The sequence below is a fragment of the Streptococcus sp. KHUD_011 genome, from assembly GCF_046352925.1.
Classification (GTDB): Bacteria; Bacillota; Bacilli; order Lactobacillales; family Streptococcaceae; genus Streptococcus.
In genome coordinates this window covers 1,775,547-1,800,333 of sequence record NZ_CP157578.1, presented here as the reverse complement: position 1 = coordinate 1,800,333, position 24,787 = coordinate 1,775,547, and the positions used below count along the sequence as shown (strand labels likewise).

20 protein-coding genes are annotated in these 24,787 nt (G+C 41.5%); 14 read left to right on the top strand and 6 right to left on the bottom strand.

All coding sequences use genetic code 11. The features are described from left to right. Positions 1-2: 2 nt before the first annotated feature. Positions 3-851 carry a putative RNA methyltransferase gene (locus ABKJ27_RS08785; protein WP_371484009.1) on the bottom strand — a complete coding sequence of 283 codons (849 nt, stop codon included), beginning with the start codon at positions 849-851 and terminating at the stop codon, positions 3-5. A gap of 151 nt (positions 852-1,002) precedes the next feature. Between ABKJ27_RS08785 and ABKJ27_RS08780 the strand changes: the two genes are divergently transcribed. Together ABKJ27_RS08780 and ABKJ27_RS08775 are read left to right on the top strand one after the other, a co-directional pair. Then, positions 1,003-1,281: a DUF6110 family protein gene (locus ABKJ27_RS08780; RefSeq protein WP_000910910.1), complete on the top strand. Its 279-nt coding sequence runs from the start codon at positions 1,003-1,005 to the stop codon at positions 1,279-1,281. Position 1,282: 1 nt separating this feature from the next. Beyond that, positions 1,283-3,346, top strand: a complete 2,064-nt coding sequence (locus tag ABKJ27_RS08775) for a heavy metal translocating P-type ATPase (protein ID WP_410011699.1) — start codon at positions 1,283-1,285, stop codon at positions 3,344-3,346. Positions 3,347-3,423: 77 nt separating this feature from the next. On the opposite strand, the gene tyrS is transcribed toward ABKJ27_RS08775, so the two are convergent. Continuing rightward, entirely contained in the window at positions 3,424-4,680 is a 1,257-nt protein-coding gene (gene tyrS, locus ABKJ27_RS08770) for a tyrosine--tRNA ligase (RefSeq protein ID WP_061590130.1), read from the bottom strand. A gap of 141 nt (positions 4,681-4,821) precedes the next feature. On the opposite strand from tyrS, the gene pbp1b reads away from it, so the two are divergent. The 7 genes from pbp1b (at position 4,822) to ABKJ27_RS08735 (ending at position 12,450) form a co-directional block, all read left to right on the top strand. Next, a complete protein-coding gene (gene pbp1b / locus ABKJ27_RS08765) occupies positions 4,822-7,284 on the top strand; it encodes a penicillin-binding protein PBP1B (RefSeq protein WP_410011698.1) in 2,463 nt (820 codons plus the stop codon). 56 nt (positions 7,285-7,340) lie between these two features. After that, a complete protein-coding gene (locus ABKJ27_RS08760) occupies positions 7,341-8,252 on the top strand; it encodes a DMT family transporter (RefSeq protein ID WP_410011697.1) in 912 nt (303 codons plus the stop codon). Positions 8,253-8,480: 228 nt separating this feature from the next. Next, positions 8,481-9,179 (top strand): 2,3,4,5-tetrahydropyridine-2,6-dicarboxylate N-acetyltransferase, encoded by a 699-nt coding sequence (gene dapD, locus ABKJ27_RS08755; RefSeq protein ID WP_000127460.1) that lies wholly within the window; start codon positions 8,481-8,483, stop codon positions 9,177-9,179. Between the two features lie 67 nt (positions 9,180-9,246). Then, positions 9,247-10,377, top strand: a complete 1,131-nt coding sequence (locus ABKJ27_RS08750) for an N-acetyldiaminopimelate deacetylase (protein WP_261150606.1) — start codon at positions 9,247-9,249, stop codon at positions 10,375-10,377. 11 nt (positions 10,378-10,388) lie between these two features. Then, positions 10,389-10,928 (top strand): 5-formyltetrahydrofolate cyclo-ligase, encoded by a 540-nt coding sequence (locus ABKJ27_RS08745; RefSeq protein ID WP_410011696.1) that lies wholly within the window; start codon positions 10,389-10,391, stop codon positions 10,926-10,928. Beyond that, a complete protein-coding gene (locus ABKJ27_RS08740; protein ID WP_410011695.1) occupies positions 10,912-11,589 on the top strand; it encodes a rhomboid family intramembrane serine protease in 678 nt (225 codons plus the stop codon). Before ABKJ27_RS08745 ends, ABKJ27_RS08740 begins: the two co-directional genes overlap by 17 nt. A 330-nt stretch (positions 11,590-11,919) precedes the next feature. Then, the gene (locus tag ABKJ27_RS08735; RefSeq protein ID WP_410011694.1) at positions 11,920-12,450 is read left to right on the top strand and encodes an AAA family ATPase; all 531 of its coding nucleotides are present in this window, start codon (positions 11,920-11,922) and stop codon (positions 12,448-12,450) included. Positions 12,451-12,590: 140 nt separating this feature from the next. On the opposite strand, the gene galU is transcribed toward ABKJ27_RS08735, so the two are convergent. The 4 genes from galU to argS all read right to left on the bottom strand — a co-directional run bounded on the left by galU (position 12,591) and on the right by argS (position 17,169). Then, on the bottom strand, positions 12,591-13,490 hold the full coding sequence (gene galU, locus ABKJ27_RS08730) for a UTP--glucose-1-phosphate uridylyltransferase GalU (RefSeq protein WP_410011693.1): 900 nt from the start codon (positions 13,488-13,490) through the stop codon (positions 12,591-12,593). Positions 13,491-13,511: 21 nt separating this feature from the next. Next, positions 13,512-14,528, bottom strand: a complete 1,017-nt coding sequence (locus ABKJ27_RS08725; protein ID WP_000415060.1) for an NAD(P)H-dependent glycerol-3-phosphate dehydrogenase — start codon at positions 14,526-14,528, stop codon at positions 13,512-13,514. A 168-nt stretch (positions 14,529-14,696) separates the two neighbouring features. Then, positions 14,697-14,942, bottom strand: coding sequence for a hypothetical protein (locus tag ABKJ27_RS08720; protein WP_042751768.1), 246 nt, complete (start codon positions 14,940-14,942; stop codon positions 14,697-14,699). Between the two features lie 535 nt (positions 14,943-15,477). Then, positions 15,478-17,169, bottom strand: a complete 1,692-nt coding sequence (gene argS, locus ABKJ27_RS08715; RefSeq protein WP_265476410.1) for an arginine--tRNA ligase — start codon at positions 17,167-17,169, stop codon at positions 15,478-15,480. Between the two features lie 135 nt (positions 17,170-17,304). On the opposite strand from argS, the gene argR reads away from it, so the two are divergent. The 5 genes from argR (at position 17,305) to ABKJ27_RS08690 (ending at position 24,784) form a co-directional block, all read left to right on the top strand. Then, positions 17,305-17,751 (top strand): arginine repressor, encoded by a 447-nt coding sequence (gene argR, locus ABKJ27_RS08710; RefSeq protein ID WP_001231476.1) that lies wholly within the window; start codon positions 17,305-17,307, stop codon positions 17,749-17,751. A gap of 50 nt (positions 17,752-17,801) precedes the next feature. Next, positions 17,802-20,336, top strand: coding sequence for a DNA mismatch repair protein MutS (gene mutS, locus ABKJ27_RS08705; protein ID WP_265476411.1), 2,535 nt, complete (start codon positions 17,802-17,804; stop codon positions 20,334-20,336). Positions 20,337-20,481: 145 nt separating this feature from the next. Then, positions 20,482-22,188 carry a multidrug efflux ABC transporter subunit PatA gene (patA, locus tag ABKJ27_RS08700; RefSeq protein ID WP_265473053.1) on the top strand — a complete coding sequence of 569 codons (1,707 nt, stop codon included), beginning with the start codon at positions 20,482-20,484 and terminating at the stop codon, positions 22,186-22,188. A gap of 1 nt (position 22,189) precedes the next feature. After that, a complete protein-coding gene (gene patB / locus ABKJ27_RS08695) occupies positions 22,190-23,956 on the top strand; it encodes a multidrug efflux ABC transporter subunit PatB (RefSeq protein WP_265473054.1) in 1,767 nt (588 codons plus the stop codon). A 138-nt stretch (positions 23,957-24,094) separates the two neighbouring features. Continuing rightward, a complete protein-coding gene (locus tag ABKJ27_RS08690; RefSeq protein WP_410011692.1) occupies positions 24,095-24,784 on the top strand; it encodes a gamma-glutamyl-gamma-aminobutyrate hydrolase family protein in 690 nt (229 codons plus the stop codon). Positions 24,785-24,787: the final 3 nt, after the last annotated feature.

Below are 24,787 nucleotides of genomic sequence, written 5' to 3'. Positions count from 1 at the left end.
GATTACAGTGCTTGTCCAATAAGAATCTCTGCCTCAATGGTAATCTCTGTCAAGTCGCTCCAGTCTATCTTGCTCTGGTCGACATGAAAGAGTAGGGGAGTCATGCTGAGTAGGGCTTGAAGCTGCTCTGCTGTGATAGGTTTGGTCAGAGAGGCTGTTTGGCTAGATAGGATGGTAAAGTGTTCTTGGAAATGATTTTTGATATCTTGATTGGAATAGTCCTTTTTTGTCAGCTGGTCTTGTACCTTCTGACGGATTTCCTTGAGGTGATTTTCGGTTGGAATAACCTTTATCAAGATGCCGTCTTTGGATAAAATGCGACGAAATTCTCCATAGTTGGCAGGTGAGAAGATATCAAGCAGAATATCCATGCTGGCGTCTTTTATAGGAAGATGAGCTAAGTCACCAACAAACCAGTTGACTGCCCAGTTGGGTTCGCTCTTGGCAGCGATTTGGACGGAATCTTTGGAGATGTCGAAGGCATAGAAGGTTTTATCAGGATGGTTTTCTTGGAGTTTGCGAGAATAGAAACCTTCACCACAACCGATATCTAAAATTGTTTTGGCATTTTTTGAGTTTGAAAGTAAATCAGATATGGCCTCTAGAATAGCTTGGTAAAAGCCAGCTTCTAGGATCTGTTGACGGTTTTGAAAATTTTCCTTGTCGTAGTTGGCAGATTGCTTGATTTGAGGTGCCAGATTGACATAGCCGAATTTCGCCAAGTCAAAAGAATGACGGTTGTAGCACTTGAAACTAGTCTCTAGCAGAGTCAGATTTTCTTGACAGATAGGACAGGCAAAGGCAGTCGCAGAAGCAAAACGCTGAAGTTTGGGTTTGAGATTTGTATTCATAGTTTAAGTGTATCAAAAGAGGCAAATGAAAGCAACTTTAGGAATAAGTAGATGGGAGATTCAGTAGAAATAAAACTAATTCTCCAATTTATAGAATAAAATTGCTTTTATATCTAAATTTCTATATAATAATGATAAGGAGGAAATAAGTATGTTAAAAGAAGTATTAACCGTTGCAAAAGTTGCGAAAAAATCATCACTCTTTTTGGGTGGTGTCGCATTTGGTACCCTTGGTTTGAAAATCTTGGCAAGTAAGGAAGCTAAAAAAGGTTATTCTAAAGCTTTGGCTAAGGCTTACAAGTTGAAAGACGGGCTAGATGCATCTGTTTCTGTTGTGAAACAACATGGAGACGATGTCTTGCAAGATGCCAAATATTTGTACGAGCAAGAGAAAAAAGAAGAGCAATTAGATAGCCTTATAGGAGAATAATATGTCTTTTAAAGTGCTACATAGAGGATACCAACATATCCGACTATCATCTTCTTTTTCACTCACCTTGGATATTCAAGACTATCTTCGTTCCTTGGCGAGAGATGAAAAGGGGATTGAGTCTATCCAGTTTTACATGGATCAACAGCACTTTACTCTACGTATAAAAGAAGGCTTTTCTGTATTAGATAATGCAGAAGCCTTTTTAAAAAGAATTGATAAAGGGAAAGTTTCTGAGTTGATGACTCTTCCCATTCGTAGAGAAGAGAGTGCTTATTCTATTGTTTCAGGTGCAGCGATTAAGCGTGTACTTTTTCGTAGTTTTGTGCCGTATCCTATTCGCTATATATGGACTTGTTATCAGGCTTTTGGCTATATTAGAGAAGCCTATCAAACACTAGCGCGTAAGGAACTAACGATGGAGGTCTTGGACTGTTCGGCGATTTTATTGTCCTTGTTTATGAACCAATCCAAGACAGCAAGTAATATCATGTTTATGCTTGATTTGGGGAATCATTTAGATCAGTGGTCCTTGAAAAAAACTGCAACAGATTTAGAACAGAGTCTTCTTGCAAAAGAGAGCGATGTATTCCTAGTACAGGGCGATACGGTTGTTAGTATCAAGAGTTCCGATGTTCAAATAGGAGATGTCTTGGTCCTATCTCAAGGAAATGAAATTCTGTTTGATGGACAAGTAGTTTCAGGTTTAGGTATGGTCAACGAAAGTTCCTTGACGGGAGAGAGTTTTCCAGTTGAAAAAGGAGAGTCTGATTTGGTTTGTGCAAATACAGTATTAGAAACTGGTGAGTTGCGCATTCGTGTAACCGATAATCAGATGAACAGCCGTATTTTACAGCTGATTGAGTTGATGAAGAAATCTGAAGAAAACAAGAAAACGAAACAACGCTATTTCATCAAGATGGCGGATAAGGTCGTCAAATATAATTTCTTGGGGGCTGGTCTGACTTACCTATTAACAGGTTCTTTTTCTAAGGCTATTTCTTTCCTATTGGTCGATTTTTCCTGCGCTTTGAAAATTTCTACTCCTGTAGCTTATTTGACAGCTATCAAGGAGGGGCTGAATCGTGAAATGGTGATTAAGGATGGGGATGTTCTGGAGAAATATCTGGAAGTTGATACTTTCTTGTTTGATAAGACGGGAACAATCACAACTAGTTATCCTATAGTTGAAAAGGTGTTACCTTTTGGGGACTATAGTGAGGAAGATATTCTCAGAATCAGTGCCTGTCTTGAGGAACACATTTATCATCCTATTGCTAATGCCATCGTCAAGCAAGCTGAGATAGAGGGGATTGAACATGAGGAAATGCATGGGAAACTCCAATATATCGCAAGCAAGGGGATCAAATCTCATATAGATGGGCAACCAGTTCTTATTGGGAATTATGTTTTGATGCAGGATGAGCAAATTCATATCAGTTCAGAACAAAATGCTTTAATTGAAGAGTACAAGAGTCACTACAATCTCTTATTCTTGGCTTATCAGAATGAATTGATTGGAATGTTCTGCATTCATACTCCTTTGAGAAAAGAAGCCAAAGCAGCCTTGGAGAAACTTAAGGCACAAGGGAAAAAATTGATTCTGGCAACAGGGGACACCTTGGTTAGAACAGAGGAATTAGTCAAAGATTTGCCCTTTGATCAGGTCCATACAGACTTGAAACCTGATGGGAAATTTGAGTTAGTAGAGGAACTGCAGAAAGCAGGTCACACTATTTTGATGGTTGGAGATGGATTGAATGACTCAGCGGCTCTAACCCTATCAGATATCGGTGTGGTGATGAATGAGAGTGCAGACATTTCTAAGCAGATGAGCGATATCTTATTGTTAGATAATCGCTTGGATTTCTTCCAAGAGTTGGATTGGCTATCATCATCTTTGCAAACACTCATCAAGAAGAATATTCAAGATACCGTTGTCGTAAATAGTAGTTTGATTGGCTTTGGCTTATTTAATTGGCTCAGTCCTTCAAATCTCTCTATCTTACATAATCTAACAACCTTGCGCATTGTACTGCGTAGTCTGTCTATTAAAAATAGATAGATGAGATTTATTAACAGCAAAAAGGAGTTACCTTTCTTGAGGGTAACTCCTTTGTTTATAGATAAATGTTGAATAGTTTAGTAAGTCAATACAAAGTATTTCTTCTTCCCACGACGGATAACAGTCAGTTCGTTCTCTAACTTATCAGCATCACTCAAGACATAGTCAAGATCTTGGATGCGGTCACCGTTGACGTAGATAGCTCCGTTTTGGACGTCTTCACGGGCTTGGCGTTTTGAGTTGACCACACCAGATGCCACGAGGAGTTCCACGATATTGTGGTTTTCGTCTGCTTGTACTTGGTAGTTTGGTACTCCACGAAGTCCTTGTTTGAGTTCTTTGACAGAAAGGTTCTTAATGTTTCCTGCAAAGAGTTGCTCAGTGATGTTGAGGGCTTCTTTGTAAGCTTCTTCACCGTGAACAAGTGTTACGACTTCACGAGCCAAGACTTTTTGAGCCAAGCGTTCGTGTGGAGCTGCTTCAAACTGTTTGCGGATGTCTTCAATCTCATCAAGTGACAAGAAAGTAAAGATTTTCAAGAAGCGAACAGCGTCAGCGTCCATGACATTCATCCAGAATTGGTACATTTCGTATGGAGAAGTCTTTTCAGGATTGAGCCAGACTGCGTTTCCTTCTGATTTACCAAATTTCTTACCAGTTGCATCTGTGATCAATGGAACAGTGATAACGTGGCCTGTCTTGTCAGCCTTACGACGAAGCAATTCAGTACCAGCTGTCATATTTCCCCACTGGTCAGAACCACCGATTTGTAGCGTCACATTGTGGTCTTGGTTAAGGACGAAGAAGTCGTAACCTTGCATGATTTGGTAAGCAAACTCAGTGTAAGAAATTCCTGTTTCAATCCGTTTTTTAACAGACTCTTTGCTCATCATGTAGTTGACAGTGAAGTATTTTCCGATATCACGGAGGAAGTCAATGAAGCTGATGCTGCCAAACCAGTCGTAGTTGTTGACCATGACAGCCTTGTTTTCGCCATTTTCAAAGTCAAGAAAACGAGAAAGTTGTCCTTGGATAGACTTGACCCAGCCATCTACTGTGTCTTTTGTTTGGAGACTACGTTCAGCATCTTTGAAGGACGGATCTCCAATGAGACCTGTAGCACCGCCAACGAGCGCATAAGGTTTGTGACCTGCTAGTTGCAAGCGACGACTTGTCAAGATTGCGACAAGGTGGCCTAGGTGAAGGCTGTCAGCAGTTGGATCGTAGCCAGTATAATAAGAAACTTGACCTTCTTCTAGGGCTTTACGCAAAGCTTCTTCATCAGTCGTTTGAAAAATCAAACCACGCTCTTTTAGCTCATCAAAAATGTGCATGTGTCTTTTCTCCTTTTTAAAAATATTGTTTCTACCTATTGTATCACAAACTTGGGCAATAGCCTAGTAGAATAGGGAAGAAAGTGGCTATTTTATTGAAAGTTTACCTTTTATGGTATAATAGATAGAGTGAGGAAATCCATGCAAAATCAATTAAATGAATTAAAACGAAAAATGCTGGAATTTTTCCAGCGAGTAAAATTAAAAATAAATCATAAAAAATCAGAGAAAGTCTCAGATAAGAAGAAGTCGGATGTGACAGGTGGGAAAATCCTGTCTATCCTGGGTGGCATTTTAGTTGCTATTAAGGGAATTTTGAATACTCTCTTTATTCTAGGCTTTATCGGTGGGCTTTTTGGTGCTGGTGTAGCTCTTGGTTATGGAGTTGCTTTGTTTGACAAGGCTAAGGTTCCCCAAGCGGAGGACTTGGTCAAGCAGGTTAAAAATATTTCTTCCATCTCAGAAATTGTTTATGCAGATGGGAGTGTCATTGCTTCTATCGAGAGTGACCTACTGCGAACTTCTGTTTCATCTGAGGAAATATCAGACAATCTCAAAAAGGCTATCGTTGCAACTGAGGACGAACATTTTCTTGAACATAAAGGGGTTGTGCCAAAAGCTGTGATTCGAGCGACTTTGGGAACCTTTGCAGGTTTGGGCTCATCTAGCGGGGGCTCGACCTTGACCCAACAGTTAATCAAGCAACAAGTAGTCGGAGATGCTCCGACTTTGGCTCGTAAGGCTACAGAAATTGTTGATGCCCTTGCTTTGGAACGCAGCATGAGTAAGGATGAAATTTTGACTACTTATCTCAATGTCGCTCCCTTTGGTCGAAATCATAAAGGGCAGAATATTGCAGGTGCCCAGCAAGCTGCTGAAGGGATTTTTGGTATCGATGCCAACAAGTTGAGTATTCCCCAAGCTGCCTTCCTAGCAGGTTTGCCACAGAGTCCGATTACTTATTCCCCTTATGAAAATACTGGAGAGTTAAAGAGTGATGAAGACTTAGAACTTGGTTTGAAGCGGGCCAAGGGAGTTCTCTATAACATGTATCGTACGGGTGCTTTGACTCAGGAAGAATACGACCAGTACAAGGATTATAATATAAAACAAGACTTCTTGCCATCGGGAACTGTTAATGCTGTTTCAAGAGATTACCTTTACTTTACGGCTATGGCTGAAGCGACAGACCGTATGTATGATTATTTAGTTCAACAGGACAATGTTTCTAGCCAAGAGTTGAAAAACGAGTCGATTCAAAAGGCCTATCATGAGCGAGCTGAGCAGGAACTAAGCAATGGCGGCTACAAAATCACTACAACAATCAATAAAAAAATCCATAACGCCATGCAAAATGCTGTTGCTAACTACGGTCATTTGGTAGATGATTCGACTGGTCAGCCTGAAGTAGGGAATGTTTTGATGGACAATCAAACGGGGGCTGTTCTAGGATTCGTTGGTGGTCGTAATTACCAGACAAACCAAAATAATCACGCCTTCGACACCAAGCGTTCGCCAGCCTCTACAACCAAACCTTTGTTGGCCTACGGTATTGCCATTGACCAAGGTTTGATGGGAAGCGCTAGTATCTTGTCCAATTATCCAACAAAATTCTCTAATGGCAATCCTATCATGTATGTAAATAGTCCAGGTACGGGTATGATGACTTTGGGTGAAGCCTTGAACTATTCGTGGAATATCCCAGCCTATTGGACCTATCGTATGCTTCGTGAGAAGGGTGTCGATGTCAAGGGTTACATGGAGAAAATGGGTTACGAGATTCCGGAGTACGGTATCGAAAGTTTGCCTATGGGTGGTGGGATTGAAGTCACAGTTGCTCAGCATACCAATGGTTATCAAACAATTGCTAATAACGGTGTCTACCATCAGAAACATGTGATTTCTAAGATTGAATCACCTGACGGTAGAGTAATCTATGAATTCCAAGACAAGCCAGTTCAAGTGTATTCGAAGGGAACAGCAACAATTATGCAGAGTTTGCTTCGTGAGGTGATCTCATCTCGGATCACTTCAAGTTTCCAAACGGATTTGGCTTCTATCAATTCAAGCTTAGCTCGTGCAGACTGGATTGGTAAGACTGGTACAACCAATGAAGATGAAAATATGTGGCTCATGCTGTCAACACCAAGATTGACTCTAGGTGGTTGGCTAGGGCATGACGATAACCGCCCAATGGCTAAGGGAGCTGGGCATTATCGAAATGCCAAATATATGGCTTACTTGGTCAATGCTATCCAACAGGCTGAACCTGGTGTTTGGGGCAATGAACGCTTTAATCTTGATTCTAGTGTGACCCAATCTCAGGTCCTCAGATCTACAGGACAGAAGCCAGGAAAAGTATCCGTTAATGGAAAAACAGTGGATCTTTCAGGTCCTACTGTAACGAGCTATTGGGCTAATAAGGCGGGAGCTCCTACAACAAGCTATCACTTTGCTATTGGAGGAAGCGAAGCAGATTACCAAAACGCTTGGTCAAGTATTATTGGTAGTTTCTCATCTACACCAAGTTCAAGTAGTAGCTCAAGTAGTAGTTCTAGCAGTACATCAAGTTCATCATCAACACAATCAAATAGTAGAAGATAGGAAAGTGGTATTGATTGCCACTTTTTTCTTTTTTCCTTTCGTGTTACAATAAAGGTATGAATCAGTATCAGAAAAAGATTGTTAAAGGAACCATTTATTCACTCCTATCCGGCTTAATCTGGGGAATCTGTGGAATTTTAGGAGAGTATTTCTTTACTCATTATCAGGTGTCTTCGGGCTGGATTACCTCTATGCGTTTGACACTGGCAGGGAGTCTTGTGCTCATTTGGTCTGCAATGCAATTAAAATCGCAAGTGTTAGATATTTGGCGAGACAAGAAAAATTACCTGCCCTTTTTGGCCTATGCTATTTTAGGGATTTTTTCAGTTCAGTATTTTTTCTATCTCTGTGTAGAATACTCAAATGCAGCGACAGCAACTATTTTACAGTTTATTAGCCCTGTCTTTATCCTCTTTTACAATCGCTTGGTTTATCACAAACGAGCCTCAAAAAGCGCTATTTTCTATGTTTTGGTTGCCATGCTGGGTGTTAGCTTGATGGCGACAAAAGGCGATCTCTCTCAGTTATCCATGACGCCACTAGCACTTATAACAGGTCTGCTGAGCGCTATGGGTGTTATGTTTAATGTTATCCTACCTCAACCTTTTGCTAAGCGTTATGGTTTTGTTCCCACCGTTGGGTGGGGGATGATTTTGGCAGGTTTATTTAGCAATGTCCTCTCGCCGGTTTACCAACTTTCCTTTACTCCTGATATTTGGAGCATCTTGATTTGTCTCATTATCGCTTTCTTTGGGACGGCTTTTGCTTTTTTTATTTCCATGAAGGCTGTGTCCTTGGTTTCTCCTTTGGTGGTTTCCGTTATCAGTGCCAGTGAACCCCTGTCGTCTGCCCTTTTGAGCGTTTTATTTTTAGGCTTGGTAGTGGATTGGTCCCTCCTTCTAGCTATGGCCTTGATTATTTTGCCTATGATTTTCCTATCGGTAGAAGAAGCGAAAGAAAGTAAATAAAAAGTCTTTTCTTAATTCTAAAAGTGTGCTATACTAGAATAGTCAATAAAACACGGGGAGATAGTTGTGAAGAGTGTTTTTAGGTTGTATCGGTAGGGGCTTGCTTTTACCGACAGCACGTTTTATCTCACATCCCTAAAAATCATACCTAAAAACAAACAAAAAGGCTTCAAATTTGAGGCCTTTTTTGGTAGAATAGGTATCATTATAATGAACTAGGAGGCGCCTATGACTGCTACAAAAATGAACGCTCAAGAAATTATCCAATTTATCGCCAATGCTGAAAAGAAAACCAGTGTGAAAGTAACCTTTGAGGGACAACTCGCAACTGCTGTACCTAGCTCTGTTGTCAAACTAGGGAATGTCCTATTTGGAGACTGGAAAGATGTGGCTCCGCTTCTCGATGGTTTGGTAGAAAATCAAGACTATGTTGTTGAGCAAGATGCTCGTAATTCTGCAGTTCCCTTGCTAGACAAACGTGCTATCAACGCTCGTATCGAGCCAGGTGCGATTATCCGTGATCAGGTTGAAATTGGTGACAATGCTGTTATCATGATGGGAGCAGTTATCAATATCGGTGCTGAAATCGGTGCAGGAACCATGATTGACATGGGTGCCATCCTTGGTGGCCGTGCTATCGTTGGGAAAAACAGCCACGTTGGTGCAGGTGCAGTTTTGGCAGGTGTGATTGAGCCAGCTAGCGCAGAACCAGTCCGTGTTGGAGACAATGTTCTCATCGGTGCCAACGCAGTGGTTATCGAAGGGGTCCAAATCGGTAGTGGTTCAGTTGTCGCAGCAGGAGCTATTGTTACCCAAGATGTCCCAGAAAACGTGGTGGTGGCAGGTGTTCCAGCTCGTATTATCAAAGAGATTGATGCCCAAACCCAACAAAAAACAGCGCTAGAGGATGCGCTTCGTACCTTATAATTGTAAAAGTAATAAAGAGGCGGAACCCTTCTTCCAGCCTCTTTCTGCTATATCGGAGGATAGATAGATGTTAGATTTGATTCAGACTAGACGAGATTTGCACCAGATTCCAGAGATTGGCTTGGAGGAGTTCAAGACTCAGGCTTATTTGCTAGATGTGATTGAAAAATTGACTGCGGGCAAGGAGTTTGTCCAAGTTCGGACTTGGCGGACAGGTATTTTGGTTTATTTGCAGGGAAGTCAGCCAGAGCGTACTATTGGTTGGAGAACAGATATTGATGGTCTGCCTATCGTTGAACAAACAGGATTCCCTTTCGCTTCTCAACATCAAGGTCGGATGCATGCCTGTGGCCATGATTTTCATATGACTATTGCCTTGGGCTGTCTTGAGAGCGCCCTTGAGGAGCAACAGAAAAATAATCTGCTCTTCCTTTTTCAACCTGCGGAAGAAAATGAAGCTGGTGGTATGCTCATGTATGAGGATGGCGCTTTTGGAGACTGGCTACCAGACCAGTTTTATGGTCTCCATGTTCGGCCGGATTTGAAGGTTGGTCAGATTGCGACCAATACCCATACACTCTTTGCTGGGACTTGCGAGGTGAAGATTCGTTTCAAAGGCAAAGGAGGACACGCAGCCTTTCCACATGAAGCTAATGACGCCTTGGTGGCGGCTAGTTACTTTGTGACCCAGGTGCAGTCAGTTGTCAGCCGCAATGTTAATCCAATCGAGGGAGCAGTGGTGACCTTTGGTCTTTTCCAAGCCGGAACAACCAACAATGTCATCACAGACACAGCCTTTTTACATGGAACTATTCGGGCCTTAACTCAGGATATGAGTCTCTTGGTGCAAAAGAGGGTCAAAACAGTTGCAGAAGGGGTTGCAGCAGCCTTTGGTATGGAAGTCGAAGTGGAACTCAAACAAGGTGGTTACCTGCCTGTTGAGAACAATCCAGCCTTGGCGCGTGAACTGATGGACTTCTTTGAAGAAAAAGACGGAATCGATCTGATTGATATAGAACCTGCTATGACAGGTGAGGACTTCGGTTATCTTCTTTCAAAGGTTGATGGCGTGATGTTTTGGCTAGGTATCGATAGTCCCTACGCCCTTCATCACCCTCAGATGAGTCCTAAGGAAGAAGCCTTAGCCATTGGGGTAGATGCGGTTTCTAGTTTCCTGAAAAAGAAGGCAGCAGAGTAGAGGGGTTGTCTATGAAATCGGAATTACGTAAGCAAGTCTTACAAGAAATGAAGGCTTTACCTCGAGAGCAAAAACAATTTATAGACCAAGCTTTAACTGAGCGACTTTTACAACACCCCTTTTACCAAGAAGCCGAGATCATCGCAACCTATCTTTCTTTTTCTCATGAGTTTCAAACGCAGGAACTGATTGAGCAGGCGCTGAAGGACGGCAAGAAGGTTTTGATACCCAAAACTTATCCCAAGGGGCGCATGGACTTTGTGGTCTATGATCCGCAACAGTTGGTAAAAACTTCCTTTGGCTTACTGGAACCACAGGGAGATTTGGAAGTGGTGGAGGCCTCTCAGATTGATTTGATTCATGTTCCTGGTCTGGCTTTTACGACGGAAGGATATCGGATTGGCTACGGTGGAGGTTATTATGATCGCTATTTGGAACATTTTTCTGGTCATACTTTGAGTACGACATATCCTTGTCAAATTCAGGACTTTATCCCTGAAAAGCATGATATTCCTGTTCAGGAGGTATTAATTGATGAAGGAAATCTTTGATAGACGTTACTCTGTGACGAGTTTCTTCCTCTTAGTGACAGCCTTGGTATTTTTACTAATGTTGGTCACTGCAGGCGGAAACTTTGACAGGGCGGATACCTTATTTCGATTTGGAGCCATGTATGGGCCTGCTATTCGGCTCTTCCCCAAGCAGATTTGGCGTCTCTTTTCTGCCATTTTTGTTCATATTGGGTGGGAGCATTTCATTGTCAATATGCTTTCGCTTTATTATCTTGGTAGGCAAGTAGAGGGAATTTTCGGATCCAAGAAGTTTTTCTTTCTCTATCTTTTATCAGGAATGATGGGTAATCTCTTTGTTTTTGTATTTAGTCCAAAATCCTTAGCAGCAGGAGCTTCTACTTCTCTCTATGGGCTATTTGCTGCGATTATTGTTCTTCGCTATGCAACGCGTAATCCTTATATCCAACAGCTAGGCCAATCTTATCTGACTCTTTTTGTTGTTAACATTATTGGAAGTGTTCTGATTCCAGGAATCAGCCTAGCAGGTCATATCGGTGGTGCAGTCGGTGGTGCATTTCTAGCAGTTATCTTTCCAGTTCGAGGCGAAAGATGGATGTATAGCGCTAGTCAGAGACTGGTAGCGTTAGTGTTGTTCGTAGGACTCACAGTTTTGCTTTTCTACAAGGGAATGGGGTTGTGACGACTAATATGTAAACTTGAATAAGAAAAAAGCTACTTTAAAAATGAGTAGCTTTTAATGTGAGTTGGAACCATTCGAAACAACACAGCTCTAAAAATAAGTCTTTGTGTGTAGATGATTTGAGAAAGTGAGCGCCCATTCTATCGCGAAGAAGTCATTTGTAAAAAGGTTTTTTGCAGAAAATTGAGAATGGTGTGCTTTTTTATTTCTTTTGTATCGTAAGTTTCTAGAATATAGTGTTGTATCAGTCTTGTTATATATTTTAAAAATAGAAAATGTTATAATATTAGAAATTGATTGAAGAATTATTAGAATAAAAGAGGTGTAAAGTTGGAAAATTGTGTTTACATTATTTCAGGCCCCCCAGGCGTTGGGAAAAGCACAGTCAGTAAGGAGTTGGCCTATTCTTTTAAGAAAAGTGCAGTAATTGAAGGCGACATGATTTATTTAATGATTAAAGGAGGACTCGTGGCTCCTTGGGAAGATGATGGTTATTACATGGATTTATTTTGGGATAATATCATCAGTCTGATCAATAATTTCATCGACCGAGGCATTACCGTTGTGATAGAATATGTCATTTTTGAAGAGCAACTAAAGAAAATTGCAACCTTCTTAAAAGAAAAACAAATTGGTCTAAAATATTGTGTCTTAATGGCCGAAGAAAAAACCTTGAAAGATAGGGATGGTTCTCGAAAAGAAATTGAAAGAGTGGGCAACTTATCAATACAAGCAAGAAGTGAGTTTCTAGCTAAAAATAAGGAGAAGAAAAAACATTTTCTGTATACAGATGATTTAAAAGTCCCCAAAATAGCAAATATCATTAAAACTTCAAATCGATTTTTGATTGAAAATCTGTAATCTGTCATTAAGGACTGAGGTTGAGTTGGTAGATTTAGAGACATATCACATAAATTTTTAAATTGTATGTAAATTTGTAAAATAATTAAGTCTCCAGAGTCAACTTGCTGGAGACTTAATTTATTAACTGGAAACTAATTCTATTCCCTCTCAGCCAATTCTTTTCCAAGTTGGATAAGGTAATCTTTCAAGTCATCTTTGACTTGTGGGTGCTTGAGAGCGTAGTCAATAGATGTTTTTATAAAGCCAAACTTATCCCCAACGTCGTAACGAGCTCCTGTAAATTCACGGGCGAAAACACGTTGTGTTTTATTAAGCGTATCAATAGCGTCGGTAAGCTGGATTTCATTTCCAGCGCCAGGAGCTTGATTTTCGAGGATCTCAAAAATTTCTGGTGTGAGCAGATAGCGCCCTATAATTGCTAAATCACTTGGAGCATCCTCTGGAGCTGGTTTTTCAACGAAAGTTTCGACACTGTAGAGACCATTAATCCCTTCACCCTGAGGAGCGATAACTCCATATGCTGAAACTTCTTCATGAGGGACAGGCATAACAGCAATTGTTGATGCGTGAGTCGACTCGTAATCATTCATCAATTGTTTTGTCAAAGGAACAGCGTGGTCATCTGTGATATCCATTAGGTCGTCACCAAGCATGACAACGAAGGGTTCATTCCCCACAAAAGCTTTTGCTTGTAAGACAGCATCTCCAAGACCACGAGGATGGCTTTGACGGATAAAGTGAAGGCGAATGCCAGTTGTTTCGTCTACCAATTTTAGCAAGTCATGCTTGCCTTTTTCTTTGAGGTTGTACTCAAGCTCAAAGTTTGAGTCAAAGTGGTCTTCAATAGAACGTTTTGATTTACCAGTGACAACCAGAATATCTTCAATACCTGATTTAAGAGCTTCTTCTACGATAAATTGGATAGTTGGTTTATCTACAATTGGCAACATTTCTTTAGCAAGTGCTTTGGTTGCTGGTAAAAATCGAGTCCCGAGTCCAGCGGCAGGGATGACTGCCTTTCTAACTTTTGATGTCATAAGAATCCTTTCTTTAGAGGGTTAAGACCACTCATTTTCTGCTTTAAATTCATTGTTCATGATGTCATAAATGGCATCTTTGATATTGGTTCCGTGGTAGATAACTTGGTAAATGGCCTGTGTAATTGGCATATAGACTCCAAGTTCTTGCGCTAGTTCATAGGCTGCTCGAGTCGTTGAGATTCCTTCAATCACCATGCCCATATTGGCTTCGATATCAGCTAAAGATTCTCCACGACCAAGAGCATCTCCAGCTCTCCAGTTACGAGAGTGGATGGAAGTTCCCGTTACAATCAAATCTCCTACACCAGACAAGCCGCTATAGGTCAATGGACTGGCACCGAGTGCTACCCCTAAGCGGGTAATTTCTGCCAAGCCTCGAGCGATGATGGCTGCCTTAGCATTGTCACCAAATCCCAAACCATGTAAAGCTCCAGCACCGACAGCAATAATATTTTTAAGAGCACCAGCAGTTTCGACTCCAATAACATCCGTATTGGTATAAAGTCGGAAGTAGTGATTACTAAAGAGCTCCTGAACGTATTGAGCTGTTTGTAAATTCTTAGAAGCAGCAGTGATTAAAGTCAGGTCACGAACAATGGTTTCTTCCGCATGACTAGGCCCTGAAACAACGACAATATCACTGCGGAGATGTTCAGGGATTTCTTCTTCAAGGATGGTTGATAATCGTTTATGGCTATCAGGTTCTAATCCCTTTGATGCGTGCATGATAATAGCCTTATGGTCTAAGGTTTTTGCAACTTGTTGAGCAACAAGTCGTGTCACTTTTGTTGGGACAACAAACAAAATCGCATCGACATCTCTCAATGCCTCTGCTAAGTCAGTGTAGGCAATGATATTTTCATCTAGAACGACATCTTTAAAATAGTGTTTGTTAGTATGATAGGTATTAATTTCATTGATTTGCTCGGGAATGTTTCCCCAAATACGTACCTCGTGTCCATTGTCATTTAAGACTTGTGAAAGGGCAGTTCCCCAAGAACCAGGCCCCAAGACGGCGATGGTTTGTTTTTCCATGTTTTCCTCCTTAATAGAGTCCTTTCCATTATTCTATCATATTCTATAGGATTTTGCACTTGCATTGCTGGGGAGTGGTTGCTTTGTGACTTGAAAAATATACAAAAACCGAGGCTAAGTGTTAAACTCTCAGTCTCGGTTTTGATATTCCTTAAAGAATAGTTAGGTTTATTTCAATTGATCTGTAATGTCTTTTGATAATAACATTCCCAGATGATAAGTTTTATTGATGTAAGCAATGACATCATTGATATTTTCAGTCGTGTGAATTTTTTCTTTGATGTCAGACCTAAATGTTTCATCCTTCAAAAGTTGTTCTTGGTAGAGTTTTTGAAGCCGTTCTTTCTCGTACTTATTGAGAAGAAAAAGGAATACCAAGCTAATCACAACGAGGATATAAGCATATTGGCTCATAGGAAATCTCCCTGTATGATAAAGAAGTAGTAGTGAATAAATCGATTTAGTAGATCTAAAATAGCAGAACAAGTCAGTAAAACTTGATAAGTCTCTAAACCAAATCGATATTATTTGGTTTGGTGAATTAGTAAATCGTTTAGGCAATGCGCCACATAGTTACGACGTATTGTAATAGAAATCAATATTATTTCTATTACAATACTAGTGAAGCAGTTAGCTAGTCCGCATATAAGCGGCTAGCGTCTAACAATTAGGAACTTTAGTTCCAATAACTTTAAGATTACGACATTTTAGGACATAAATCGATCATATTTATGTCCTAAAACTAGTGAAGCGCCTAGCCAAATCTCTGATAGGATTTGGCGTTAGTTACTTAGATTGCTTTACAATAAAGTGATTAAAAGATTACGACATGACCCCAACCAAATCGATATTATTTGGTTGGGTGAATTAGTGAAGCGTTTAGGCAATTCGCCATATAGCGATTGCCGTCAAGAGACTAGGAACTTTAGTTCCAGTCTCTTGTAACGATTTACATCTTCTCTGGCGCTTCTACTCCAAGCAAGCGAAGGGCTTCTTTGAGAACGACTGCGGTTGCGTAGCTGAGTGCTAGACGGCTGTCGCGTTCTGGACTTTCATCCAAGATACGTGTATGTGCATAATATTTGTTGAAGGCTTGAGCCAGGCTAATTGCAAATTTTGCAATGATAGAAGGTTCAAAGTTATCCGCCGCACGGTTGATAATACGTGGGAAGTCTTGGATGAGTTTGATGATTTCCCAGCTTTCTGCATCATTCAAGCTATAGTTGCCAGCAGTTTCTGGTTTAAAGTCTGCTTTGCGTAAGATAGATTGAATACGAGCATAGGCATATTGAACGTAAGGTCCAGTTTCACCCTCGAAGGATACCATAGCTTCTAGGTCGAAGTCGTATCCATTTGTACGGTCGGTTTTGAGGTCATAGAATTTAATGGCTCCAACCCCAACAGCATGGGCTACCTGATCTTTATTTTCAAGTTCAGGATTTTTTGCTTCAATTTGGGCTTTGGCACGACTAACAGCCTCAGCAACAGTAGGCTCTAGCAAGATGACATTCCCTTTACGAGTAGAGAGTTTCTTGCCTTCTTTTGTAACCAAACCAAAAGGAACGTGAGTAATGTCGTCACTCCAGTCGTAGCCCATCTCTTTCAAGACAGCTTTGAGCTGTTTAAAGTGGGCAGATTGCTCTTGACCAACGACGTAGATAGATTTGGCAAATTGGTATTCATTTTTACGGTAAAGGGCTGCAGCCAAGTCACGTGTGATATAGAGAGTTGCACCATCAGATTTCTTGATAAGGGCTGGATGTTCAATTCCATATTTCTCAAGATTCACAACTTGGGCACCTTCTGATTCAACAAGGAGGCCTTTTTCAGAAAGAATGTCTACAACTGCATCCATCTTATCGTTGTAGAAGGCTTCTCCATTGTAGCTGTCAAATTCGACTTGTAATTCATTGTAAAGGCGGTTAAATTCCACTAAACTTTCATCACGGAACCATTGCCAAAGAGCGAGAGCTTCCTCGTCGCCATTTTCAAGTTTACGGAACCATTCGCGTGCTTCTTCATCCAAGCTAGGGTCATTTTCAGCCTCAGCGTTGATGCGGACATAGAGTTTAAGAAGTTCATCGATTGGATGAGCTTTTACAGCTTCTTCGTCTCCCCATTTTTTGTAGGCAACAATCAACATCCCAAACTGTTTACCCCAGTCTCCTAAATGGTTGACCTTGACCGTTTGATAACCGATTTTTTGGAAAATATGTGATAAGCTATCTCCGATAACAGTTGAGCGCAGGTGACCGATAGAGAATGGTTTAGCGATATTGGGACTAGACATGTCGATAACAACATTTTCTTGTTTGCCAATATGTTGGTCAGCATAGTGTTCTTTTTCAGTGATAACTGCTTGCAATACTTGAGCAGAAATAGCAGATTTATCAAGGAAAAAGTTAACGTAAGGACCAGTTGCTACAACTTTTTCAAAGGCTTGGCTGTTAATTTTTTCAGCCAGTTCAGCCGCAATCATTTGAGGTGCTTTACGTTCGACTTTGGCAAGAGAAAAAGCAGGGAAGGCGATGTCTCCCATTTCTGAGTTTTTAGGGGTTTCCAGTAAATTTAAAATAGCCTCTTGGTCCAGGCTATCAATGACGCTAGCCAACTCGCTAGCAATCAATTCTTTTGTATTCATTAAGAGCTCCTTTTTGGACTTTTCTACTATTTTATCATAATTTTAAAGAAAGAAGAAAAAATTTTTGAAATCTCCTGTTTTTTTGGTATAATATAGTTATAAAATTAGTTATAAATATGCATATAAGAGGATTTTATGAGAAAAAGAGATCGTCATCAGTTAATAAAAAAAATGATTACTGAGGAGAAATTAAGTACACAAAAAGAAATTCAAGATCGCTTGGAGGCGCACAATGTCTTTGTGACGCAGACAACCTTGTCTCGTGATTTGCGCGAAATCGGCTTGACCAAGGTCAAGAAAAATGATATGGTGTATTATGTACTAGCAAATGAGACAGAAAAGATTGATTTGGTGGAATTTTTGTCTCATCATTTAGAAGGTGTTGCAAGAGCAGAGTTTACCTTGGTGCTTCATACCAAATTGGGAGAAGCCTCTGTTTTGGCAAATATTGTAGATGCAAACAAGGATGAATGGATTTTAGGAACAGTTGCTGGTGCCAATACCTTATTGGTTATTTGTCGAGACCAGCACGTTGCCAAACTCATGGAAGATCGTTTGCTAGATTTGATGAAAGATAAGTAAGGTCTTGGGAGTTGCTCTCAAGACTTATTTTTGACAAGGAGAGACGGAAAATGGCGACAGAAAAGCTATCACCCGGCATGCAACAGTATGTGGATATTAAAAAGCAATATCCAGATGCTTTTTTGCTCTTTCGGATGGGTGATTTTTATGAATTATTTTATGAGGATGCGGTCAATGCTGCGCAGATTCTGGAAATTTCCTTAACGAGTCGCAACAAGAATGCTGACAATCCGATTCCTATGGCGGGTGTTCCCTATCATTCTGCCCAACAGTACATCGATGTCTTGATTGAGCAGGGCTATAAGGTGGCTATCGCAGAGCAGATGGAAGATCCTAAACAAGCAGTTGGGGTTGTGAAACGAGAGGTTGTTCAGGTCATTACGCCAGGGACAGTGGTCGATAGCAGTAAGCCGGATAGTCAGAATAATTTTTTGGTTGCCATAGATCGTGATGGCAATCAGTTTGGTCTAGCTTATATGGACCTGGTGACAGGTGATTTTTATGTGACAGGTCTATTGGATTTCACGCTGGTTTGTGGGGAAATCCGCAATCTCAAGGCGCGAGAAGTGGTGCTGGGTTATGATTTGTCTGAGGAAGAAGAACAAATCCTTAGTCGCCAGATGAATCTGGTGCTTTCCTATGAGAAAGAAGGATTTGAGGATCTTCATTTATTGGATTCACGATTAGCAACAGTGGAGCAAGCGGCATCTAGTAAGCTGCTCCAGTATGTTCATCGGACCCAGATGAGGGAATTGAACCACCTCAAACCTGTTGTCCGATATGAAATCAAGGATTTCTTGCAGATGGATTATGCGACCAAGGCTAGTCTGGATTTGGTTGAGAATGCTCGTTCAGGCAAGAAGCAAGGCAGTCTTTTCTGGCTTTTGGATGAAACAAAGACGGCTATGGGGATGCGACTCTTGCGTTCTTGGATTCATCGTCCTTTGATTGATAAGGAACGAATTATCCAACGTCAAGAAGTGGTGCAGGTCTTTCTCGACCATTTCTTTGAGCGCAGTGATTTGACAGACAGTCTCAAGGGTGTTTATGATATCGAACGCTTGGCTAGTCGTGTTTCTTTTGGCAAAACCAATCCCAAGGATCTCTTGCAGTTGGCGGCCACTCTGTCTAGTGTGCCAAGGATTCGTGCGATTTTAGAGGGGATGGAGCAACCTGCTCTAGCCTATCTGATCGCACAACTAGATGCCATTCCAGAGTTGGAGAGCTTGATTAGTGCAGCGATTGCTCCTGAAGCTTCTCATGTGATTACAGATGGGGGAATTATCCGGACTGGATTTGATGAGACCTTAGACAAGTACCGTCGAGTTCTCAGAGAAGGTACGAGCTGGATTGCGGAAATTGAGGCTAAGGAGCGAGAAAACTCTGGTATCAGTACGCTCAAGATTGACTACAATAAGAAGGATGGCTACTATTTCCATGTGACCAATTCTCAACTGGAAAATGTGCCAGCCCATTTTTTCCGCAAGGCAACGCTGAAAAACTCAGAACGCTTTGGAACCGAAGAATTAGCCCGTATCGAGGGAGATATGCTGGAGGCGCGTGAAAAGTCAGCTAACCTAGAGTACGAAATCTTTATGCGTATTCGTGAAGAGGTCAGCAAGTACATCCAGCGTTTGCAGGCTCTAGCCCAAGGAATTGCGACAGTTGATGTCTTACAGAGTCTAGCAGTTGTGGCTGAAACCCAGCATTTGATTCGACCTGAGTTTGGAGAGGATTCACAAATTGATATTCAGAAAGGTCGCCATGCTGTCGTTGAAAAGGTGATGGGGGCTCAAACCTATATTCCAAATACGATTCAGATGGCAGAAGATACTAGTATTCAGCTGATTACAGGGCCAAACATGAGCGGGAAGTCTACCTACATGCGTCAATTAGCCATGACGGCGGTTATGGCCCAGCTGGGGTCTTATGTACCAGCAGAAAGCGCCTATTTACCGATTTTTGATGCTATCTTTACCCGTATCGGAGCAGCAGATGACTTGGTTTCGGGTCAGTCAACCTTTATGGTGGAGATGATGGAGGCCAACAATGCCATTTCGCATGCGACCAAGAACTCTCTCATTCTCTTTGATGAGTTAGGTCGTGGAACTGCAACTTATGACGGAATGGCTCTTGCTCAGTCCATCATCGAATACATCCATGAGCACATCGGAGCCAAGACCCTCTTTGCGACCCACTACCATGAGTTGACTAGTCTGGAGTCTAGTTTACAACACTTGGTCAATGTCCATGTGGCAACTTTGGAGAAGGATGGGCAGGTTACCTTCCTTCATAAGATTGAGCCAGGTCCAGCTGATAAATCCTACGGTATCCATGTTGCCAAGATTGCTGGTTTGCCAGCAGATCTTTTAGCAAGGGCGGATAAGATTTTGACTCAGCTAGAGAGTCAAGGAACAGAAAGTCCTGCTCCCATGAGGCAAACAAGTGATGTCACTGAACAGATTTCACTCTTTGATACGGCAGAAGAGCATCCTATCCTAGCAGAATTGTCTAAACTGGATGTTTACAATATGACACCTATGCAAGCTATGAATGTCTTGGTCGAGTTAAAACAGAAACTATAAAGAGAAAATTACTAGTCATTCTAGCTGTATCAAGGAGACTTCTTTGACAAGTTCCCACTTTTTTGCTAGAATAACATCACACAAACAGAATGAGAAGGAGCTGACGCATTGTCGCTCCCTTTTGTCTATTTTTTAAGGAGAAAGTATGCTGATTCAGAAAATAAAAACCTACAAGTGGCAGGCCTTAGCTTCGCTCCTGATGACAGGCTTGATGGTTGCTAGTTCACTTCTGCAACCGCGTTATCTGCAGGAAGTGTTAGACGCCCTCCTTGCTGGAAAATATGAAGCTATTTATAGTATCGGGGCTTGGTTGATTGGTGTGGCCGTGGTTGGTCTGGTTGCTGGTGGGCTCAATGTTGTCCTCGCAGCCTATATTGCCCAAGGAGTTTCATCTGACCTTCGGGAGGATGCCTTCCGTAAAATCCAAACCTTTTCTTATGCCAATATTGAACAATTTAATGCGGGAAATCTAGTCGTTCGCATGACAAATGATATCAACCAGATTCAGAACGTCGTCATGATGACCTTCCAAATTCTTTTCAGACTTCCCCTCTTGTTCATCGGTTCGTTTATCCTGGCGGTTCAAACTTTACCTTCTCTGTGGTGGGTGATTGTTCTCATGGTAGTCTTGATTTTTGGCTTGACTGCTGTCATGATGGGAATGATGGGACCTCGTTTTGCCAAGTTTCAAACTCTTCTTGAGCGCATCAATGCCATTGCCAAGGAAAATCTACGCGGTGTTCGTGTGGTCAAGTCCTTTGTCCAAGAAAAAGAGCAGTTTGCTAAGTTTACGGAGGTTTCAGACGAGCTTCTCGGTCAAAACCTTTACATCGGATATGCCTTTTCAGTAGTGGAACCTGTCATGATGTTGGTCGGTTATGGAGCGGTTTTCCTCTCTATTTGGCTAGTTGCAGGGATGGTTCAATCGGATCCGTCAGTTGTTGGTTCCATTGCTTCCTTTGTTAATTACCTAAGCCAGATTATCTTTACCATTGTTATGGTTGGATTTTTGGGAAATTCTGTCAGTCGTGCTATGATTTCTATGCGTCGTATTCGAGAAATTCTTGACGCAGAGCCAGCCATGACCTTCAAGGATGTACCAGATGAAGAGTTGGTCGGCAGTCTTAGCTTTGAAAATGTGACCTTTACCTATCCAATGGATAAGGAACCGATTCTGAAAGATGTGACCTTTACTATCGAACCTGGTCAAATGGTTGGTGTAGTTGGAGCGACTGGTGCAGGAAAATCAACCTTGGCTCAATTGATTCCACGTCTCTTTGATCCGCAGGAAGGGGCCATCAAAATTGGAGGCAAGGATATTCGAGAAGTGAGTGAAGGAACCTTGCGTAAAACTGTTTCTATCGTTCTTCAACGTGCCATTCTCTTTAGTGGAACGATTGCAGATAACTTGAGACAGGGTAAGGGAGATGCTACTCTATTTGAAATGGAGCGTGCAGCCAATATTGCCCAAGCCAGTGAATTCATTCATCGTATGGAGAAAACCTTTGAAAGTCCAGTTGAGGAACGGGGAACCAACTTCTCAGGTGGGCAAAAGCAAAGGATGTCGATTGCGCGTGGAATTGTCAGCAATCCGCGTATTCTGATTTTTGACGATTCGACCTCAGCCTTGGATGCCAAGTCAGAGCGTTTGGTTCAGGAAGCCTTGAATAAGGACTTGAAGGGAACAACAACTATTATCATCGCTCAAAAGATTAGCTCGGTAGTTCATGCAGACAAGATTTTGGTTCTAGATCAAGGACGATTGATTGGTCAAGGCACGCATGCAGACTTGGTTGCCAACAATGCTGTTTACCGTGAAATCTACGAAACACAGAAAGGAAAGGAGGAGTAAAATGAAGACAGTTCAATTTTTTTGGAATTATTTTAAAATCTATAAGCTATCATTTGTAGTTGTTATCCTGATGATTGTTCTGGCGACTCTTGCCCAAGCTCTCTTTCCGGTATTTTCTGGACAAGCAGTAACGCAGCTAGCTAATTTAGTTCAAGCTTATCAAGATGGCAATCCAGAACTTGTTTGGCAAAGTCTATCAGGAATCATGGTCAATCTTGGCCTGCTGGTTTTGGTTCTATTTATCTCTAGTATGATATACATGTGCCTCATGACGCGCGTGATTGCAGAGTCGACCAACGAGATGCGCAAAGGCCTCTTCGGTAAGCTTGCTCGCTTGACGGTTTCTTTCTTTGACCGCCGACAAGATGGCGATATCCTGTCTCGTTTTACCAGTGATTTGGATAATATTCTCCAAGCTTTTAACGAAAGCTTGATTCAGGTCATGAGCAATATTGTTTTATACATTGGCCTGATTCTTGTCATGTTTTCGAGAAATGTGACGCTGGGGCTCATCACTATCGCTAGCACACCAGTGGCCTTCCTTATGCTGATTTTTATTGTAAAAATGGCACGCAAATACACCAACCTCCAGCAGAAAGAGGTAGGGAAGCTCAACGCCTATATGGATGAGAGTATCTCAGGTCAAAAAGCTGTGATTGTGCAAGGGATTCAAGAGGATATGATGGCAGGATTTCTTGAACAAAATGAGCGCGTGCGCAAGGCAACCTTTAAAGGAAGAATGTTCTCAGGAATTTTGTTCCCTGTCATGAATGGGATGAGTCTGGTTAATACAGCCATCGTCATCTTTGCGGGTTCAGCTGTTTTATTAAATGACAAGACTATTGAAACAAGTACAGCCCTAGGTTTGATTGTTATGTTTGCCCAATTTTCACAGCAATACTACCAGCCTATTATCCAAGTTGCAGCTAGTTGGGGAAGTCTTCAGTTAGCCTTTACAGGTGCTGAACGGATTCAGGAAATGTTTGATGCAGAGGAAGAAATTCGACCTGAAAAGGCTCCAATCTTCACTAAGTTACAAGAAGGTGTTGAAATTAGTCATATTGATTTTTCATACTTGCCTGATAAACCTATTTTGAAAGATGTCAGCATTTCCGCTCCGAAAGGCCAGATGACAGCGGTTGTTGGGCCGACAGGGTCAGGGAAAACGACTATTATGAACCTCATCAATCGCTTTTATGATGTTGATGCTGGTGGTATTTATTTTGATGGCAAAGACATTCGTGACTATGATTTGGATAGTCTCAGAAGCAAGGTGGGAATTGTCTTGCAGGATTCGGTCTTGTTTAGCGGAACGATTCGAGACAATATCCGTTTTGGTGTGCCAGATGCTAGTCAAGAAATGGTTGAGGCAGCAGCCAAGGCAACCCACATTCACGACTACATCGAAAGCTTACCTGACAAATACGATACCCTTATAGATGATGACCAGAGCATCTTCTCAACAGGACAGAAACAATTGATTTCTATCGCTCGAACCCTGATGACAGATCCAGAAGTTCTCATTCTCGATGAAGCCACTTCAAACGTAGATACGGTGACAGAAAGCAAGATTCAGCATGCCATGGAGGCGGTTGTAGCAGGCAGAACCAGTTTCGTCATTGCCCACCGTTTGAAGACTATCCTCAATGCAGATCAGATTATTGTCCTTAAAGATGGAGAAGTCATTGAACGCGGTAATCACCATGAACTTTTGAAACTAGGTGGCTTCTATTCAGAACTCTATCACAATCAATTTGTTTTTGAATAAGAAAGAAGTTGTCCTATGTGGGCAGCTTTTTCTTGTCCATAAAAAATATTTATCACGGCCTTTAAAAAAACATATTAGACGAAAGTCATTTTGAGTGATATGATAGGACTATCGTTAATATTCGAAAGGAGAGACATCATGCCTAGAACGGTTGTAGGAGTTGCTGCAAATCTATGTCCCGTAGACGCAGAAGGTAAAAACATTCATTCATCTGTATCTTGTAGATTCGCAGAGAGCATTCGTCAAGTCGGTGGTCTCCCTTTAGTCATTCCTATTGGTGATGAGTCAGTTGTACGCGATTATGTGGAAATGATTGACAAACTCATTTTGACAGGAGGCCAAAATGTTCATCCTCAGTTTTATGGAGAGAAAAAGACCATCGAGAGCGATGATTACAATCTAGTCCGCGATGAGTTTGAATTGGCACTCTTGAAAGAAGCGCTTCGTCAGAATAAACCAATTATGGCAATCTGTCGCGGTGTTCAACTTGTCAATGTTGCCTTTGGTGGAACGCTCAATCAAGAAATCGAAGGTCACTGGCAAGGCCTGCCTTTCGGAACATCTCATTCTATTGAGACAGTAGAAGGAAGCGTGGTGGCTAAGCTATTTGGAAAAGAAAGTCAAGTCAACTCCGTCCATCGTCAAAGTATTAAAGATTTGGCACCTAATTTCCGTGTAACTGCTATTGATCCAAGAGACCAAACTATTGAAGCGATTGAGTCTATCGACGAGCACCGCATTATCGGTTTGCAGTGGCATCCAGAGTTTCTGGTTAATGAAGAAGATGGCAATTTAGAATTATTTGAGTATTTATTGAATGAACTGTAACGA